General features: G+C 47.7%; 16 protein-coding genes. 2 read left to right on the top strand and 14 right to left on the bottom strand.

Annotated features, from left to right (window positions below):
- Nucleotides 1–34 precede the first annotated feature (34 nt).
- The 6 genes from MHH82_RS01525 to MHH82_RS01500 form a co-directional block, all read right to left on the bottom strand.
- On the bottom strand, nt 35–892 hold the full coding sequence (locus MHH82_RS01525; protein WP_012818521.1) for a carbohydrate ABC transporter permease: 858 nt from the start codon (nt 890–892) through the stop codon (nt 35–37).
- Nucleotides 882–1829 carry a carbohydrate ABC transporter permease gene (locus MHH82_RS01520; RefSeq protein ID WP_012818520.1) on the bottom strand — a complete coding sequence of 316 codons (948 nt, stop codon included), beginning with the start codon at nt 1827–1829 and terminating at the stop codon, nt 882–884. Before MHH82_RS01520 ends, MHH82_RS01525 begins: the two co-directional genes overlap by 11 nt.
- A gap of 26 nt (nt 1830–1855) precedes the next feature.
- Nucleotides 1856–2548 (bottom strand): hypothetical protein, encoded by a 693-nt coding sequence (locus tag MHH82_RS01515; RefSeq protein ID WP_145040326.1) that lies wholly within the window; start codon nt 2546–2548, stop codon nt 1856–1858.
- Nucleotides 2549–2574: 26 nt separating this feature from the next.
- Entirely contained in the window at nt 2575–3867 is a 1293-nt protein-coding gene (locus MHH82_RS01510; protein ID WP_340962714.1) for an ABC transporter substrate-binding protein, read from the bottom strand.
- Nucleotides 3868–4037: 170 nt separating this feature from the next.
- On the bottom strand, nt 4038–4802 hold the full coding sequence (locus tag MHH82_RS01505) for a response regulator transcription factor (RefSeq protein WP_340962712.1): 765 nt from the start codon (nt 4800–4802) through the stop codon (nt 4038–4040).
- Between the two features lie 10 nt (nt 4803–4812).
- Nucleotides 4813–6645 (bottom strand): cache domain-containing sensor histidine kinase, encoded by a 1833-nt coding sequence (locus MHH82_RS01500; RefSeq protein ID WP_340962710.1) that lies wholly within the window; start codon nt 6643–6645, stop codon nt 4813–4815.
- A 179-nt stretch (nt 6646–6824) separates the two neighbouring features.
- Here MHH82_RS01500 and MHH82_RS01495 point away from each other — a divergent pair, with 179 nt between their 5' ends.
- Nucleotides 6825–7088, top strand: a complete 264-nt coding sequence (locus MHH82_RS01495) for an AbrB/MazE/SpoVT family DNA-binding domain-containing protein (protein WP_012818515.1) — start codon at nt 6825–6827, stop codon at nt 7086–7088.
- Complete coding sequence (locus tag MHH82_RS01490) at nt 7085–7447, top strand: type II toxin-antitoxin system death-on-curing family toxin (protein ID WP_012818514.1); 363 nt, start codon at nt 7085–7087, stop codon at nt 7445–7447. The genes MHH82_RS01495 and MHH82_RS01490 overlap by 4 nt, the downstream gene beginning before the upstream one ends.
- Before the next feature lie 127 nt (nt 7448–7574).
- Here MHH82_RS01490 and MHH82_RS01485 read toward each other — a convergent pair whose 3' ends face one another.
- The 8 genes from MHH82_RS01485 to MHH82_RS01450 all read right to left on the bottom strand — a co-directional run bounded on the left by MHH82_RS01485 (nt 7575) and on the right by MHH82_RS01450 (nt 16356).
- Nucleotides 7575–9626, bottom strand: coding sequence for a pectate lyase family protein (locus MHH82_RS01485; RefSeq protein ID WP_012818513.1), 2052 nt, complete (start codon nt 9624–9626; stop codon nt 7575–7577).
- A 390-nt stretch (nt 9627–10016) separates the two neighbouring features.
- Nucleotides 10017–10811, bottom strand: a complete 795-nt coding sequence (locus MHH82_RS01480; protein WP_012818512.1) for a sensor domain-containing protein — start codon at nt 10809–10811, stop codon at nt 10017–10019.
- A gap of 198 nt (nt 10812–11009) precedes the next feature.
- Nucleotides 11010–11375, bottom strand: a complete 366-nt coding sequence (locus MHH82_RS01475) for a hypothetical protein (RefSeq protein WP_036672764.1) — start codon at nt 11373–11375, stop codon at nt 11010–11012.
- Between the two features lie 172 nt (nt 11376–11547).
- Nucleotides 11548–12144, bottom strand: a complete 597-nt coding sequence (locus tag MHH82_RS01470) for a hypothetical protein (RefSeq protein WP_012818511.1) — start codon at nt 12142–12144, stop codon at nt 11548–11550.
- A 165-nt stretch (nt 12145–12309) separates the two neighbouring features.
- Entirely contained in the window at nt 12310–13167 is an 858-nt protein-coding gene (locus tag MHH82_RS01465) for a hypothetical protein (RefSeq protein WP_012818510.1), read from the bottom strand.
- A 666-nt stretch (nt 13168–13833) separates the two neighbouring features.
- Nucleotides 13834–14439, bottom strand: coding sequence for a response regulator transcription factor (locus MHH82_RS01460; RefSeq protein WP_340962704.1), 606 nt, complete (start codon nt 14437–14439; stop codon nt 13834–13836).
- Nucleotides 14440–15612: a sensor histidine kinase gene (locus MHH82_RS01455; protein ID WP_251500263.1), complete on the bottom strand. Its 1173-nt coding sequence runs from the start codon at nt 15610–15612 to the stop codon at nt 14440–14442.
- Entirely contained in the window at nt 15613–16356 is a 744-nt protein-coding gene (locus MHH82_RS01450) for an ABC transporter permease (protein ID WP_251500261.1), read from the bottom strand.
- Between the last annotated feature and the right edge of the window lie 12 nt (nt 16357–16368).

The following is a 16368-nucleotide window of genomic DNA, read 5'->3' as shown; positions in this document are numbered from 1 at the left end:
TCTTTTTACTCCTCCTTTTTAAGCGTTATTTCCCCTATTCCTTGAGACCCGTCATGGATACCCCTTCGACAAACTGCTTCTGCGCAAAGAAAAACACAATGAGCAGTGGTAATGTCGCCATAACCGAAGCGCTCATCAGCAAATGCCACGATGTTCCCGATTCGTCGGTAAACAGCGATAATCCCAGCGGCAAGGTCATCAGCTTACGGTCATTAATAAAGATCAGCGGATCAAAAAAATCGTTCCAGCTCGTCAAAAACGTGAAAATGATCAGTGTGGCGATCGCGGGTTTTGCTAACGGCAACATGATTGTGGAATAAATCCGCAGCCGCGAGCAGCCGTCGATCATCGCTGCCTCCTCCAGTTCCTTCGGAATCCCCAGAAAAAATTGCCGCATCACAAACACCCCGAACACGCCGCCCGCGCCGAATATAGGCAAAATAATCAGCGGTAAATGCGTATTGATCCAACCCAGCTCACGCATAAACAGAAACATCGGAATGGCAATAACCTCATTCGGTATCATCATCGTGCTCAGCAGCATCAGAAACACCAGGCTTCTCCCCCAAAAAGGAATTCGTGCGAAAGAATACCCCGCCATGGAAGAGAAAAGCACGGTGCCCACGGTAACCAGAAGGGCGATATAGACGCTGTTGCCATAAAATAGATGGAACGGGATCGTCTCCAGCACTTCCGCATAGTTCGCCCATCGTATCGGCGACGGAATCAGCTGCGGCGGAAAAACAAACACATCAGCCGGCTGTTTGAGCGAAGTAGAGACCATCCACACGAACGGGGTCATCATGACCACCGAAACGGCAAGCAGCAGCAGATAATGGAACAGGTTCCCGCCTGCCGGGTTGCCCCTTTTAGCAAATAGACTAGCTTTCATTCAGAACCCACCTTTTTCTCATCTGCCATTGTGCCAGCGTAAGCAGCAGGGTGATGACAAACAGCACATAAGCCAGCGCAGAAGCATATCCGAACTCGAACAGCTTAAAGGCTCGTTCCCAAATGTTGTAGACGAGCACCTTGGTGCTTCCGGAAGGCCCCCCTTGTGTCATCACGTAAATTTGTCCGAACACCTTCAGCGAACCGATAATGGTCATCATCAGGGTCAAAAAAATCGTCGGCGTGATCATGGGTACGGTAATTCGGAAAAAAATCCGCATTCTCCCTGCGCCATCGATCCTGGCCGCCTCGTAGAGCTGCGCCGGAACCTGCTGCAGCGCCGCAATGAACAACACCATATTCAAACCGACATTTTTCAGGAGACTGGTCACGATAACAACGGGCATGGCAAGCCGGGTATCGTACAGCCAGGCCGGTCCGGTAATGCCGATCATACGCAGCAGCTGGTTAATGAACCCGGAATCCGTGGCAAACATATACTTCCAGACAATCGACCAGACCACCAGCGAGGTCATAACCGGAATAAAGATCAATGTCCGGAAAAAGCCGGCTCCGCGAATATTTTTTGATAACGGGATTGCAAGCAGCAATGCCAAAATAATGTTCAGCGGAACAAGTCCGGCGGCAAAATAAAGCGTATTGCCCAGCACGCGCCAAAATTCTGCGTCCCCCGCAATCGTGCGGTAATTCTCGAATCCGATGAGCTTGGCCTCACCCAGCAGCGGCCAATCGGTAAAACTCATATAAAGCGCCATTATGAGCGGGACAAGCAGCAGTAGAACGAACCCCAGCACCATCGGCAGCACAAACAGCCAGCCCGCCAAATGGTCTCCCCGGTTTAAAGACCTGGTCTTCCTTGCCTTCCTTCGGAATGGACGGCCGGGCCCTTCAGATTTTATCGTTTCAAGTGTGGTCATGTCGCTTTCCTCCTTGTGGGGCACCTCTACAGACGATCGATTGCATTCCGTAAAGCGGCAACCTCCCTAAGGATGCCTTCCGCTTCATTGCCCGTGACCACCGCTCCGACCAATAGCACCTTGACGCCGCTATCGGCCAAGGCCGGGATATCCTCCGGGCCGATTTTACGCTGCGTTGGCACAATGACCGGCAAACCGCCGTGTGCCGCCAGCCAGCGGTAATGAAGCAGATCGGCAAGGGTAAGCCTGGTACCATATTCATGGCCGGGAACGATGGAAGCCTCAAGCGCGCTGATGCCGAAGGTCCGGCCTCCTTCCACGAGGCCCCGGTCGAACTCGCTATCGATCGCAAACGTTCTTGCCAGTCCCGGGGCCTGCAGCAGAGAAGCAGGATGATGAAAGGCATAAATCGAGTAGAAATCGACTCCGAGCTCAGGGAGCCGGTTGATTTCCTCCGCGTTTACCTCTTCCACCGAGCCTCCTGGCACAATTCCAAGGGGGCCGTTAAAGCGGGAGCGAATGTCCTTGAACATGTCGGCATAGCTGTCCAGCGTGCCGAAGCGATTGCCGCTGGCCCGGTGCCCTACGTTGATATGGACTTTCAATCCGTCGGCGCCCGAAGCCAAGGCTGCCTCTGCAAGCTTGATGTCATTGGCCGGGAGGCTGACGAACAGCTGCAGCCCCGGCGCTTCGTTTAATGCTTTATCCAAACGATTCATGCCCGTTCCTCCTAACGTAACTGCCTCTATTTGCTCAGCAGAGCATCCACCTTGCTTTTTACCTCATCCTGAATTTTCTGCGGTTCGCCCCGCCCGGCAAATAACTCGTCAAAGCCCGTCAAAATCTCCGTGTCGATGTTTTGCCAGCGGATATGTCCCGGCTGCACAACCGCTTTAGGCATTTCGTCGATGACCGCCTGCTTGATGTGCCCGGCATCCGGATTGCCCTCCACGCTCAGGAACTCATCCGAGTTCAACACCGATTGGCGCGGCGGCACAAAGAAGGCCGAAGTTTTCTGCACACCCTCTTTGCCGGCAAGGAATTTCAGCAGTTCCTTGGCTTCCTCCGGATGTTTTCCCTCTTTAAATAGCACGTAACCCGCCTGACCCATCATCGGAACGCTGCCTTTCGAGCCCGATGGCATTGGCGCAATGCTCCATTTGAAATTTTGGATTTCCCTGGCTTTGGATACAAAGCTATAGTTGTCGAAAATCATGCCGATTTGCCCGGATTCAAAATTAACCTGCTCTCCCGCCTTCGGGTGCGAGCCTTCCGTAAACATCATGCGCTTCAGCATGTCCAAGGTTTCAACCCCGTATTGATCATTCCAAGTGTATTCCGTCATCTCTGGATTAAATGGTCCGCTCCCGTTTGACCAAGAATACGAAGCGAGAATAATCCATGTCTTCCAGTCGCGGAAAAAGTTAGCCCCGTAAACGTTCGGTGAAGCAGCGCTCGTCTTGATCGTTTTTGCGGCTTCTTCGAACGTTTCCCACGTCCATTCTCCTTTTTCCGCAAGCTCGTTCGGCGTACTTAAGCCCGCTTGCTTGAACAAATCTTCGTTGTAGAACACCACGCTGGGCGGAGTGGAAAACGGCAGTCCATATAGCTTGTCGTCCTGGCGAAACAGTTCAAGCGTCGAAGGTATAATGTCATCGATGTCAAAAGCATCATCCTGAACGATATCCGTGACATCGGCCAGAATGTCGTTGGCCATAAATTGCGGTACCATCCGCTCCGATACCCAGGCAATGTCGGGCAGCTCCTGGCCTGCCGCCAGTACGGACATTTTTTGCTGATAGTCCGCAAACGGGATCGTGTCAATTTGCACCTCAATATTCGGATGCTCCTCCGTGAAAGCGTCGGTCAGCCCTTTGTACAGCTCAAGCTGCGCCGGATTTCCCCATGTCGCGAATTTGAGCAGTACCTTCTCGCCACTGGCTTCGCCTGGGGTATGATTCGGCTGTTCTTTCCCGGCGCAGCCCATGAGCCCCACACCAAGTGTTAATGCCAATAAACCGGTCAACCATTTTTTCATATACCGCTTCCCCCTCTGCATTGTTCAAGTTAAGGTTGTGATGAGGTTAATTATATTTACATATGGTCATATAAAAAATCACTAAACGTTCAGAAAAGGTACGATTTTTTTAGGTTATTTCCGTTTTAGTCCATAAAAAAGAACTACATAACATAATTTGTTATGTAGTATTACACACTGTATAACTCCCGATAGGTTCCCGGCGTCATTCCGGTATGCTGTTTAAATACCAGCATAAAATGCTTCGGACTTTGATATCCCGATAAACGGGCGATATCGTAAACCTTCAAATTCGTCGTCTCCAGCAGCTTGCAGGCTCGCCGGATGCGCGTTTCGGCGATATAATCGGACAAATTGCCGCCTCCTTCCTGCTTAAAGAGCTGGCTTAGATAGGAAGGATTTAAATGCACCATCTCCGCTAACGTCTGCAGACGCAAATCACCGTCGGGGTTTTCAGCGATATGCGCCTTCAGCTTCCGGATCATCCTGCGCCCCTCGCTGGATGGCGGCCCCCCGTCCGCCTCGCTTTGCGGCTCAGTCCCACCCGCATATCGATTTGAAGAATTCAGGGTTAGCCGAATCTTGTCCAATGCAACCGTAAAATCCTTACGGTCTATGGGCTTCAGCAGGTAATCGGCGATCCCGAATTGCAGCGCTTTTTTAGCATATACAAAATCTCCATAGCCGCTGATAATGACAATCGGCATCTCATGGCCTGCGATTCGCAGCTTTTCCACCATCTGAAGCCCGTCCATCTCCCGCATTCGAATATCCGTAATGAGCGCATCCACCACATTGCGTTCCAGATAAGCCAGCGCTTCCTTGCCGTGAGCGGCTTCGTATACGACCTCAACATCAGGAGCCACACGGCCGATCAAATCGCGGATGCCTTTACGGATAATGTCCTCGTCCTCCACCAACATGAGCTTGATCATGGATGACCTCCTACTTTTCTTGTTTCGCGAACGGCAGCGTCACGGTAAAAGCCGTACCTTGTCCCAAGCTTCCATCGATTTCGAAGTCGCAGTCCCGGCCGTAAATCAAACGCAACCGCTGATTAATATTTTTTAGCGCCACTCCATGACCGCGTAATGGCATCGCCGGCGTTTTTGCTGCCACATCATCCCCGGCCTCTTCCAATGAGGCTTGCAAAGCCGCCAATTCATCCTCTGACAAGCCCCGCCCGTCATCCCGAACGGTCAACAGCACCTCATCCTCAAATCGCGCCACCGTAACGTATACCGTTCCCCCTTGCTCGCGGTCTCCAATCCCGTGCATAATCGCATTTTCAATGAGCGGCTGGAGCAGCAGCTTCGGGACCAGGCAATCGTCCAACCCTTCTTCGATATCGAACATAGCCTGCAGCCTGGAACCATGGCGCATTTTTTGGATGCGAATATACGACTCCGCCGTCTCAAGCTCCTCGCCAAGCCGGATGAGGCTTCGGTCCTGCTCCACTGCGCTGCGGATCAGTCGTCCCAAAGCCGTGGCCATTTCCGAGACGTCCTCATTATTGCGCTGCCGGGCAAGCATGCTGATCGACTCCAGTGTATTATATATAAAATGGGGTTGGATCTGGCTTTGCAGGGCGGCTAGCTCCGCCTCTCTTTCCCTCATGCCGAGCACGTACACTTCATGGACGAGCCGGTCGATTTCCTCTACCATCCGGTTGAAGCCGGAACCAAGCCGACCGATTTCATCCTCAGTTACCGGCACACTCTGCTTGAAATCGCCGAGCTCCACAAGTCGCATTTTTCTAACCAGCGTCCCGAGAGGTTGGGTCAGCCGATAAGAGAAGTAGATAGCTAAGGCCCCGGCCAAAACGAGACATATCAGGCCGGCTAGAAGCGTAAAATTTCGAAGTTCCTTGGTCTCCACAAGCAGGGACGCCACCGGAATATAGCTGACGATATTAATATCGGAATATCGGGAATAGTTGGAGACAACCAAATACTTGCTTCCTTCCATATGCAGAATCGCGCTGGCCGTTTCCGAACGCCCTGAAAGGCCGAGGATCCGATCCGAAAGCAGCTTGGACGCCTCCGTATCCCCATCTGCGGTCGCCGTGTAGAAAAGCTCTTCCCGGCTATTCTGCACGACGATGCCGCCGTTCTCTTCCAGCCTGACATTATCGACAAGCTGCTTGAACAAGGTCTGCTTCAAATCGATTTTGACTAACCCGAGCGTCCGGTTGGTATTGGGCTCACGGATCAGCCGGGCTACGGAAAAATAGCTTTGATTGCCGTCCAGATAGTAAGAAGGCCGATGCGGCGGAAGCAGCACCCAAGCTCCTCTTGCTTCTACCACGCCAGGGTACCAGGGCTGCCGCTCCACGTCCGTATATGCAGCGATCGCGCTAGGAGCCAGGCTCGAGAAGGTGTAACCGCTTCCGGCGAAAATCTGGATACTGTCAATCTCTGGCCTGTCGAAGGTCATGCTGGCGATATAAAGTTGCATTTTGGAGCGTTCTTCCACCGTAGGCTGCTGATGTAGACTATCCTCCTCCCTGTACTTGCGCAAGATGGACAATACCCCCGAATCGTATAAAGGCATCAACGTCAATCTCTGCATCTCCATCAGGGTCCTGTCCAAATTCCGGTTGATCTGGTCCACCAATTGAGCGGTATAATCGGAGGTTCTTCGTTCAACGGAGTTGGAGAAACCCACGTAGGTAGCCACGCCCTGCAGGCTGAGCGGAATCGAAATGAGCAGCAGGAAGATCAGCAAAATTTTAGCACGAAGACTCCAGGACTTAAGCGGTTTGAACCTGAAAGACACGCTGGCCACCCCCTTCCGCCAGTCCCGTTTATTTTCACTTCATTGTACAGGAACATGGTGGGGATGACTATGGGATACGAAATCGAATTCCGAAGTTGGCTAAAGTTAGACTGTGAAATCGATTTCATAATTGTATAATTGTTATAACGATTGAATGTGCTGATAAGGAGTGAATCTTTATGAATAGGGTGGCTCTGATGGAACGAAAAGTGACCAAATTCGGCAACAGTTTAGGTATAACCATGACTGACGCTTTGAAGCAAATTGGATTGGATCAAGGTGACAACGTCAGCATTGATGTTAGCCCGGAAACAGGAGAAATTATAATTAAGAAGTCAACAAGAGTTTCATTACCTGAAGGAATTAGTGCAGACTTCTTGGATACTTTAACAAATGTTATTGAGGAGTACGATCAAACACTGCAAGGACTAAAAGATAGATGACATCAAATCGTTATCTATCCGTCCAAGAAGTCATGGCTATTAATGTATCGATGATTCAACGCTACAGTCCAAGTGAACAAATCGGGGTAAAGGAACCCAGGTTTCTCGAATCCGCCGTACTAAGCCCTCAGACCTCCGCTTTTGGGGAGGAGGCTTATCAGACCGTGTTCGAAAAGGCTGCTGCTTTGTTAGAGTCATTAGGGCAAAATCATCCTTTCTACAATGCTAATAAACGCACCGCTTTTACAGCACTTGTCATATTCCTGCGTTATAATGACTTGTATTTTAGGATGAACCCAAAGAAAGCGGAGGATTTTACGGTAATATGGTTAATCATAAATATCAGTTTCCCGACTTAGCAGCTACCATTCAGATGCATGGTGTCCCAATAACCAAATCAACAGATAAAATATAAAAAGCGACCGAATCACGGTCGCTTTTTATATTCGTATGAGAGACGCGCGGGAGCACAAACCCCGCCCTGCTCTACTCCAACTCCATATAAAAGAGATTCGTCGTATGATCTTTTGTAATCGTATGCGCTCCTGGAGCAAGTGGCACACTGACCATACCATTCGTCATGGGATAACTCGTTCCATCAATCTTGATCTTGGTTCCGTCTGCCGAATTAAACACTAATGTTAATGTAGCGGTTTCCGTAGAGGTAAAGGTAATGCGGGTTGAACTCTCGATTTTCAAACATTGGGTTAGCGTTAAGCCGTTATACACCGCGGTTCCCTTGGTTGTGGAGAGATTCCCTACAATATGAAAGAAATCGCTTGCTAATCCGGACGTTGTAAAGTTGTGAACTTGTTCTCCGGTGGACGGTTCTGGTTCCGGCTCCGCCCCGGTTGAATTCCCGCCTACGGATACAAGCCCGCTGGTGTAGCTGCTTATTTTAGCCATAAGAGCTGTATTGAGTGTATAGGATGTGTCGTCTACGGCATCATTGAATTCCCAAGTGAAGTCCCCGTTATTCAGGCGTCCGGCTTGTGCGGTAACGATCTGTTCCACATCGCTCACGTTATCGATGTCGGCGCTATTTACTCCCGTATCGACGGTTGTATCGAAGTTATTATAAGCCGTTCCTCCCACGAATGCTTTGTATGAGCTTGGTACGGTTTCATTTCTTGATGAAGCCAAGTATGCATCGAATGAGGTTGCATTTGCCGGAGCTGTTCCGGTATTGGAGTTTGCATAAATCAGACTGTCCGCATCTACGATCCTATTGTTATAGGCCTTAATCACGCCTCCGTCTTCGCCCGAAAAGGTCCCTTCCCCTAAAGCATCCGTACCTTGCAAGGAACTCAACATCGGGTATTTGGCATGTCTAAAGTAATTGGATTCCACAAAGGCCGAAGCTCCCGTTGTCACACCGACCCCATATTTTGAGACTCCGTCATAGAAGTTATTATAGATATGAACCGATGCCAATCGGATTCGCGGATGGCGGGAGTCCGAGTGATCAAACCAGTTATGGTGGAAGGTGACAAAGAATTCCTCCGATTCACTCAAACCGACCAAAGCCGCTTTTCCCGAATCCCAGTAGTGATTGTAGGAGATGGTAATATAGGTCGATCCTTTTTTCAGATCCGTTGAACCATCGCCCTTGGCCTGGTCGGCATCTCCTCCTGCGGTTCCATAAAATAGATCGTTATTATGCACCCACACGTTGACGTTTCCTGTATCCATGGAAATTCCATCATCAGGAAACAACATGAGCCCGAGGTTTCTTACTTCCACATTCCCTACGTATCTAAGGAGCAATCCCCACCCATAAGCATAAGCGTCGTCTCCGATCCCTTCGATCGTCATATTCATTTCCGAGTAATCGTTCTTGCCTTTTACTTGAAGGTAGCCGCTGCTATTCAGTTGTCCGTTCATGTCGTCATCGGTAACTTTTCCAATAAACCGGATCGCAAGAGGGGTTGTATCGTAGCCTTTTTGTCTTAGCGTCAAAATATCGCCGATCCCCACGCCCGTTTGAACCCCGCCTGAGCTGTTGATTTTCACATCAAGGGTTACAGTTCGTGCCGTCTCGGAGGTCACATAAATAACTTGTGCACCATCTTTAAGCGTACCGTCATCATTGTAGGCACCCGAGCCAGTCCCGTATGGCGAGTCTGAGGAAAAAGCAAATCCGGATCGATCATGCGGCGCTACGGATAGGTTATTCGAAACGACACTTACCGTTGAACCGTCCGACAGCCTGGCTTCAACCTTCATCACATAATTTCCTGCTGCAAGTCCAACGGCATCTGCTCTCCAATAGGAAGGGTATTGCCGGATCAGCTCATTATCCATTTGTTGATAGCTGGAATCCGGCGCATTGGCGTGTTTCACGTAGACATTGTATCCCTCCGCATTACTCACGGGTGACCATTCTATATACGCCGTTTCATTCCAGCCCCCGCCGCCGATAATCGAAAGACCGGCAGCATGGACCGTTGTCTTATTCACCCATCCTCCCGCTATGAGAGATAGCGCCAGAGAAAACAACACCACCATGCCGGTTACCTTTGCAACGCTGTTCTTCATTTCATCTCCTCCTTTTTTTATTCACTTGTGCTTTGTAATCGCTTGCAATAATTTGGAACTTTCTTATCAGCCTCCTCGCTTTATGGACCATGTCTGTCAAAACCAAAGTCCTTGTTTAAAATCAACAAATTTTGGAATTCCACCCACAGCTTATCAGCTGCGAAAACAGTTCCGAAACAATCATTTTGTTATAACCTGCGCATTCCGCGATATTCTGAGTTAATGATTATAGGTCGGGGAAATGACACTTCCTCTTGGACAACATCCATCCGGGATGGTCGTGAACGGCTGAAATCTGTAGATACAAGGCGTAGATCGGGCTATATTTCAGGCTTAAACCGGACGCAAAAACGAAAAAGCGACCGGTTAAGGTCGCTTTGGGGAGATCTTCTAAAGATCTCTATGGGCTGGCTGCATCATCCCTTGAGTGGGGTGATCCTCTTGGTACTCGTAATATTGCGACTGAACGGGCGCATGGATTTGTGCTTCCATCGGCGGCACTGACGGCTGCTGATAGGGCTCATCCACATACATGATTCTGCGCAGAATTTGCATAAGCCCATTCACAACGCGCAGCGCGACCCAGAACAGGATAAGGCCTACGCCTACGTACAGCAGGTATTGCTGATTATAGGTCCAATCGATATGAAAATAACTGAACAAGCTATTCTCCAAAATATCAAGCTGCAATTCATTCATCAAAATGATATGCACGACCGGAAGAGCAATCAATCCGAGTCCCAGTGAAATCACCGTTACCATAATAACAAAGAATACGATGCCAGTAACAAATCTTAGTAATACGAGCAGCAGATTTCGAATAAAGAGCGCTCCGTCAAATCCGCTCACCATTCGTTTCAACCAATTCTGCCCAGCTTCAGACTGGTGATTGTAGGTATACGATACAGTAGGATTAGGTAAACCTAAAATTTGTCTAATCATGCTTTGTTCAAAAACCACAATCCCATTCAACAGCTTAGCTACTCCAAAAAACAGCGGTATTCCGATAAATATCGGAGTCAAACCGATGGATAATGTAAGTCCCGTTATCGCTACTGTAAAATAAATAATCCCTAACGGGAGAGATAGCAATAAATAGAGAATCGTTGCATAGGTTTTCGGATTAAAAAGCACCCAATTCACCTTGCCTGCCCGCGACATGGCAGTCGCTTCTGTTGCCTTCATATTCAAACACCCCTTATGGCTTCATAAGTCACGCTCCGAGTTATAAATCCATTATATCCGCGTTATTTGGCTGACATAACCGTCTTAGGGGGTATCTGAACCTAGACCTTAGACTAGGAATGGGCCTGGCTCTGGTGAATTTATTGAAGCGAAGACACTATGACCAACTCGCCGAACGACATTTAAACACCGTATAGGCTATAGTGAAAAATCGGTAACGCCCTTCTTATAGGCATACTTCAGAGTATAGGTTTCTTCTTCTTTTCCATAGGGCATGGTAGCCATTTTTATGCGGGTATAATCAAGCCGACTCTCTTTTATCACTCTTTTTACCAAGGCTATACCCCGTTCTTCCTCCGTAACAACACAAAATATATTAAGCGCATACTTCTTCGGGTCGGAAATGCATGTCCCCATATCAAAGCCGTCGACATGGCCCAAATCCGCATCCGCTAGAGATAATTCTAAATATTCCATTACTTTTTCTCTTAACCAGTGGTCGCGTTGGCTGCCTTTTGCACTTTTCAGAGGATACTGTACCACTAACCAGAATTTTTCGCTCATTCCAATTCACCAGCCAATCTTCAGTTAATGTGGACATTTCGGGTTATTATACCACAAATGGAAAAGTCACCAACCCGAACATGGGCTGATGACTTTTGCATACATTTTATGGACAATTCATACTTCTAAATCAGCAAATAATCTTTGAGTGGGGAATGGAGCCTCTGTCCTTTCAATTTTTGTAGGTGGCTTCAAGTTCCTTTAAATCCTCGTCAGAAATGTCTTGGTAAGCCCCGTCTTGTTGGGGAAAAGCCAAACTCGCGATGATGTCTGCCTTGAACGTCAATCCTCCATTCCCGTTGTCTCGCTCCGGCGAGATCCTGACCAGAACCATTCCGGTCGGATACCCATCCTGTTTACGAACGACGGTGACCCATGAAGTTTCAATTTCGGCGAGATCAGCCGGAGGGTCCCCGCAGAGAGGGCTCCAGTAAAATTGCTCTCCCGCTTTCCTTGAGGTTCCCGTCTTGCTCATGCTTTCAAGCCTGCCCTTGATTTCCGCGCATAAGTAGTCGGTATCGCCTGATATGTCATACGCGATTTCATCACTGCCGCTCAGTTCAAACGGAATGCCCCGAGTGACGCTGATAGCCGGTGACCATCCTTTATTCCAAAGTATGGCGATCATTTCTTCCGCAGGTACGTTTACAACCTCCGGTTTCACATCTTCCTCCGTCTTCGGAGCGCACCCGGCGCCAAGCAGAATCAATCCCAGGCCCGCACAGATGAACAGTAATTTAAGTCCGCCGACTTTGATTATGTTGGACATCAACCCGGCACCTCCTGTGTACGAATAAGGATAAAATCAACTTCAAATCACCGATAAATTGAAAAGGAAATTCCTTTGAATCCAAAACCTCCAAGAAAAACAATTCCATTCCTTAGGATTAGCTCTTGACGCAGGCGACTACTGGAAAAGAATCGCCTTTTTCACTCAAATTGAAAAATCAATCTTGTCAGGCTGTGGACCGACGTTTTTAGGCCAATAGATGATGTAATAAATGGAGCTATTGTAGGTGATGTCTCCTTGATAACTTACATTATTGTAGGAATATTCATTTGTCCAAGTTTTATACCCAGGCGAAGAATAATTCCATCTCAAAGGATTCGTCCCTCCTGGCTTATGAGTCCAATCCGAAGCCGTCGTCGTTCCTTTCATGAAATGGTAATCGACGCTTCCTTTTCGGATTGCCACCACACGTTCATAATTAGCCAACGATGATGGTTTAGTCGCTGTCTTATAACCCCAATATCCAAGGGCCTCCAGATCATCAACGACTAAATCTGCCATACTTGCAATCGATAGATTCATGTTGAAGCTCTGATTGGAATGATAGCCCGGATTTTGAAAGACATGCACGCCTATGGAATACCCGTAGCAATTATATCCTGTATAGCTGTTCGACCATGTTCCTATTACCGTACTATCTTTTAACGTATAGTTCGCTAAAGCAGATATGCTTTCTTGCCCGGACACATCCAGGATTCTCTTGGCCAGCTCCGCTAACTCCGTATAGTTATACGGTATGCGGTCTACGGTCGTTACTCCTCGCTGAATATCAGCTACGATCGTTTTTACGGCATTTACCGTATACTCGTCCTGTTCAAATGCTTCAGGCAATACGAGTCCATTTTCTAAAAGGGCGTCTAACTGTTCTTCACCGCTTAAATACGACAGCTTTTCGATTGCAACCGGATCACTATCGGCGTTGGCCTGGGCTGCTGGTATAAAGGAAATGAATAGTATGACGAGCGCTAATAACCCAGAAAGTGTTTTTAAACTTTTTTTCACAAGCGTTCCTCCTAATATTGAATTGAAATTTGCTTTATCTTCCTATGTATTGACTGATTTGAGAGCCGCGCACCAAAGTCTTCTTGTTTAAATAGCAAAAAACTGTTTTATTATTCCATAATATGGGTCACCTCCTGTTATTTAGTATATACTATTTTAGCTAAATTGGAATATTTTCCCTCAAAAATCTATTATTTGAACTCATATCAAATTAAAAGATTGCCCAAAAAGACGTTCTTCTTTTAACTTATACAGAACCATAATTACAACGAGAAAAAACCCGCTCAATGAGCGGGTTTTTATGGGGGTATGAAGGGAGAAGGTATAATATCACATAGGCTTCTAAGAGTGTAATGACAGTTTTGATGTCACCCAAGAAACTCCCCGGTACATGGGCAATGAAGAGCGAGTACATTCAGTATTTTGGCAGCTGGGAGACATACCCCTTCACAGCAAAAAATCGACCATATTCAGTCGCTTTTCTGATGGTATATATGGAGGCGAACCGTGGCTATGCAAATCCACAATTCGCCGCAGTGTATTGATTAGGTTACGGTATGCTAAGTAGCGGATCATAAAAAAGAGAGCTTCTAAAGCTCTCTATGGGCTGGCTGCATCATCCCTTGAATGGGGTGATCCGCTTACCTCCATACCTCGGAGTTCTCCTTAATCCAACCATCCCTTGCTACGTGCGATATCGATTGCCTCGATCCGTGTATTCGCCCCAAGCTTCCCAATCGCCTCTGACATATAGTTCCGTACCGTTCCATAGGATAGAAACAGCTGTGCTCCAATATCTTGAAGAACTAAGCCTTGGGCAGCCAACTTCATGACTTCACGTTCCCTGGGTGATAATGGACATGGATCATCCCATATCGCGAGCGACAATTCTGAATTGATGACACGTTTCCCATCATAGACCCGACGAATCGCATCAGCCAGTTCCTCGCTGCCCGTATCTTTAAGAAGATATCCATAAACTCCTGCCTGCATAGCCCGCTGGAAATATCCAGGACGCGCGAATGTCGTCAAGATGATGACACGACAAGCTGACTTATTTTTTTGAATTAATTCCGCAATATCTAACCCCGTTTTCAGCGGCATCTCAATATCCAGAACAGCTACATCGGGTTCATATTGCTGAATCATGGACATCACTTCTTCCCCATTTTCAGCTTGACCGACTACTTCAATATCATCTTCTAACGAGAGTAAAGTTGCCAATGCTCCCCTTAATAACTTTTGATCTTCTGCCAAAACAATACGAATCATCTAAGCACTACCTACCTTTTCATTTCGTATTACCCTAGGTATATGTAAGGTGACTTCCGTCCCCTTGCCTGGGGACGAAGACAGCGACATACGTCCGTCGATCATAACCAACCGCTGCCGTAAACCGGCGAGGCCATTACTGCTAGTATAGAATTGATCCATATCTGCCCCAATACCATCATCACGTACAGATACACGAACTTCCCCTTCCTGAATGTCGAGAAGAACGCTGCAACTTGTTGCTCGGCTATGACGAACCACATTTGTAATCGTCTCGCGAAAACACATCGCCAAAATCGTCTCCTGCAAGGGTGTTAACGGAAGCGGATTGTTCACTAAAGCGTCTTCCGTCCCTACATTTGAAGGTCTTGGATCTGAAATCGATTGATATTGAAAAAAAAGCGTTATGCCCGCTGCTGAACATAACGATACAGCATGCTTATATTCATCAGCGAGGTATGTAACTTTCATCTCCGTAACCAATTCTCGCATTTGTTTCAAGGCTGCGCGTGCCGTTTCTCGTATTTCACGAGCCTCTGCTATCGCTCTCTCGGGTTGACGATTGACCAATTTCTCAACGACCTCGCCTTTTAGTGCGATTAATGACAGCGTATGTCCCAATGTATCATGTAATTCACGTGCGATCCGCTGGCGCTCCTCCTGCTGTGCCATTCGTTCAGCAGTTTCTGCCCGCAGCCGCGCAGACTTCTGTTGAAACCTGGTCGAAGTTCGAATAATATACGGCAGAATACAGATGCCAAACATTGGCACCAGCCCTATCCATACTAGGCTGCCCATCCGATCCAAGTAAGGAACAGCGATAAATCCCATAGCTACAGTGAAAACGATCGTTATAGAGAGTAATATCGGCAGCTTTTGTTTGCTCAGCGGAGCAGCTATCATAAAACCCATAAACGTATACATAGGGTGAAATACAGCTGCTAAAATTAAAAGTATACCCACCTGTACGATCAATATTGGCGTGGCCCACTTTAAATAAAAGTAGGATTGTCGAAACGATAGAACGAATATGCCTAACAGAACAAAGCCAAGCCACTGTATACTTGATGGCTCATAGAGTAAAAAGTACATGGGTATCATTAAATTTGTTAACAAAATATAAGGAGCGACTCCTTCCGATTTTGGAAAGAGACGCCACTTTTCTCTATTCAATTAGACCGCATCCCGTCGATTATATATATAGATTGATAGTAGCATAAAGAAGAGACCGCATCCTGTCAAAATTATGAAATCGATACTTGCTGGATTTTGTCCAGCGATCATATTCCATGCCCCATTGGCGTAACGGTGAGATGGAAGCCATTCCCCGACCGAGCCCATCCAACTTGGCAAAGTACTAAGCGGCATCCAAAGCCCTCCCACAATGGCAAGCCCCATCTGTAATACATTTCCGATGGCAACGGAGGTATTCGCATTTTTAAGCGTTCCTAACAAGGCACCAAGCGCCAGAAAAGATATGCTCCCAATCCATAACCATAGTCCGCATAAAATCCATTGCCCGGCTGTCAATTGTATATCATGAACAAGGCCAGCAGATACAAATATAACAACAATGACGATCAAGTGAACCGCCATTTGCGATACGATTTTGCTGCCAATCCAGACTGCAGGAGATAGTGGAGTCAGCTTCAACAGGCGTACCCACCCATCTTGATGCTCAAACGATAGACGGATACCGAATTGAGATACGGCTGTACCGATCAAACTGAATGCAGTCATCGACATCAATGAAAAGACACCCCAAGTTGTTGATTGAATCGATTGATCTACCCCATTCATACTTGCAAATAAAAAGTAGAAAGCAAGCGGCATCGCAATGGAGAAGAGTAAGAAAAATGGACTACGGATAATTCGTATACTTTCTGCTTTGGTCTGGGCAACAAACATATGTAACATGGCTATTTTCCT

The organism is Bacillus sp. FSL K6-6540, assembly GCF_038007545.1.
This window is presented reverse-complemented; position numbering and strand designations above follow the sequence as displayed.

Bases quoted from the DNA above. Each gene is read 5' to 3' on its own strand.
- MHH82_RS01475 (WP_036672764.1), bottom strand. From the start codon at position 11,375: ATGAGCGAAAAATTCTGGTTAGTGGTACAGTATCCTCTGAAAAGTGCA.
- MHH82_RS01510 (WP_340962714.1), bottom strand. From the start codon at position 3,867: ATGAAAAAATGGTTGACCGGTTTATTGGCATTAACACTTGGTGTGGGG.
- MHH82_RS01525 (WP_012818521.1), bottom strand. From the start codon at position 892: ATGAAAGCTAGTCTATTTGCTAAAAGGGGCAACCCGGCAGGCGGGAAC.
- MHH82_RS01485 (WP_012818513.1), bottom strand. From the start codon at position 9,626: ATGAAGAACAGCGTTGCAAAGGTAACCGGCATGGTGGTGTTGTTTTCT.
- MHH82_RS01470 (WP_012818511.1), bottom strand. From the start codon at position 12,144: ATGTCCAACATAATCAAAGTCGGCGGACTTAAATTACTGTTCATCTGT.
- MHH82_RS01495 (WP_012818515.1), top strand. From the start codon at position 6,825: ATGAATAGGGTGGCTCTGATGGAACGAAAAGTGACCAAATTCGGCAAC.
- MHH82_RS01450 (WP_251500261.1), bottom strand. From the start codon at position 16,356: ATGTTACATATGTTTGTTGCCCAGACCAAAGCAGAAAGTATACGAATT.
- MHH82_RS01515 (WP_145040326.1), bottom strand. From the start codon at position 2,548: ATGAATCGTTTGGATAAAGCATTAAACGAAGCGCCGGGGCTGCAGCTG.
- MHH82_RS01480 (WP_012818512.1), bottom strand. From the start codon at position 10,811: ATGAAGGCAACAGAAGCGACTGCCATGTCGCGGGCAGGCAAGGTGAAT.
- MHH82_RS01520 (WP_012818520.1), bottom strand. From the start codon at position 1,829: ATGACCACACTTGAAACGATAAAATCTGAAGGGCCCGGCCGTCCATTC.
- MHH82_RS01460 (WP_340962704.1), bottom strand. From the start codon at position 14,439: ATGATTCGTATTGTTTTGGCAGAAGATCAAAAGTTATTAAGGGGAGCA.
- MHH82_RS01505 (WP_340962712.1), bottom strand. From the start codon at position 4,802: ATGATCAAGCTCATGTTGGTGGAGGACGAGGACATTATCCGTAAAGGC.
- MHH82_RS01490 (WP_012818514.1), top strand. From the start codon at position 7,085: ATGACATCAAATCGTTATCTATCCGTCCAAGAAGTCATGGCTATTAAT.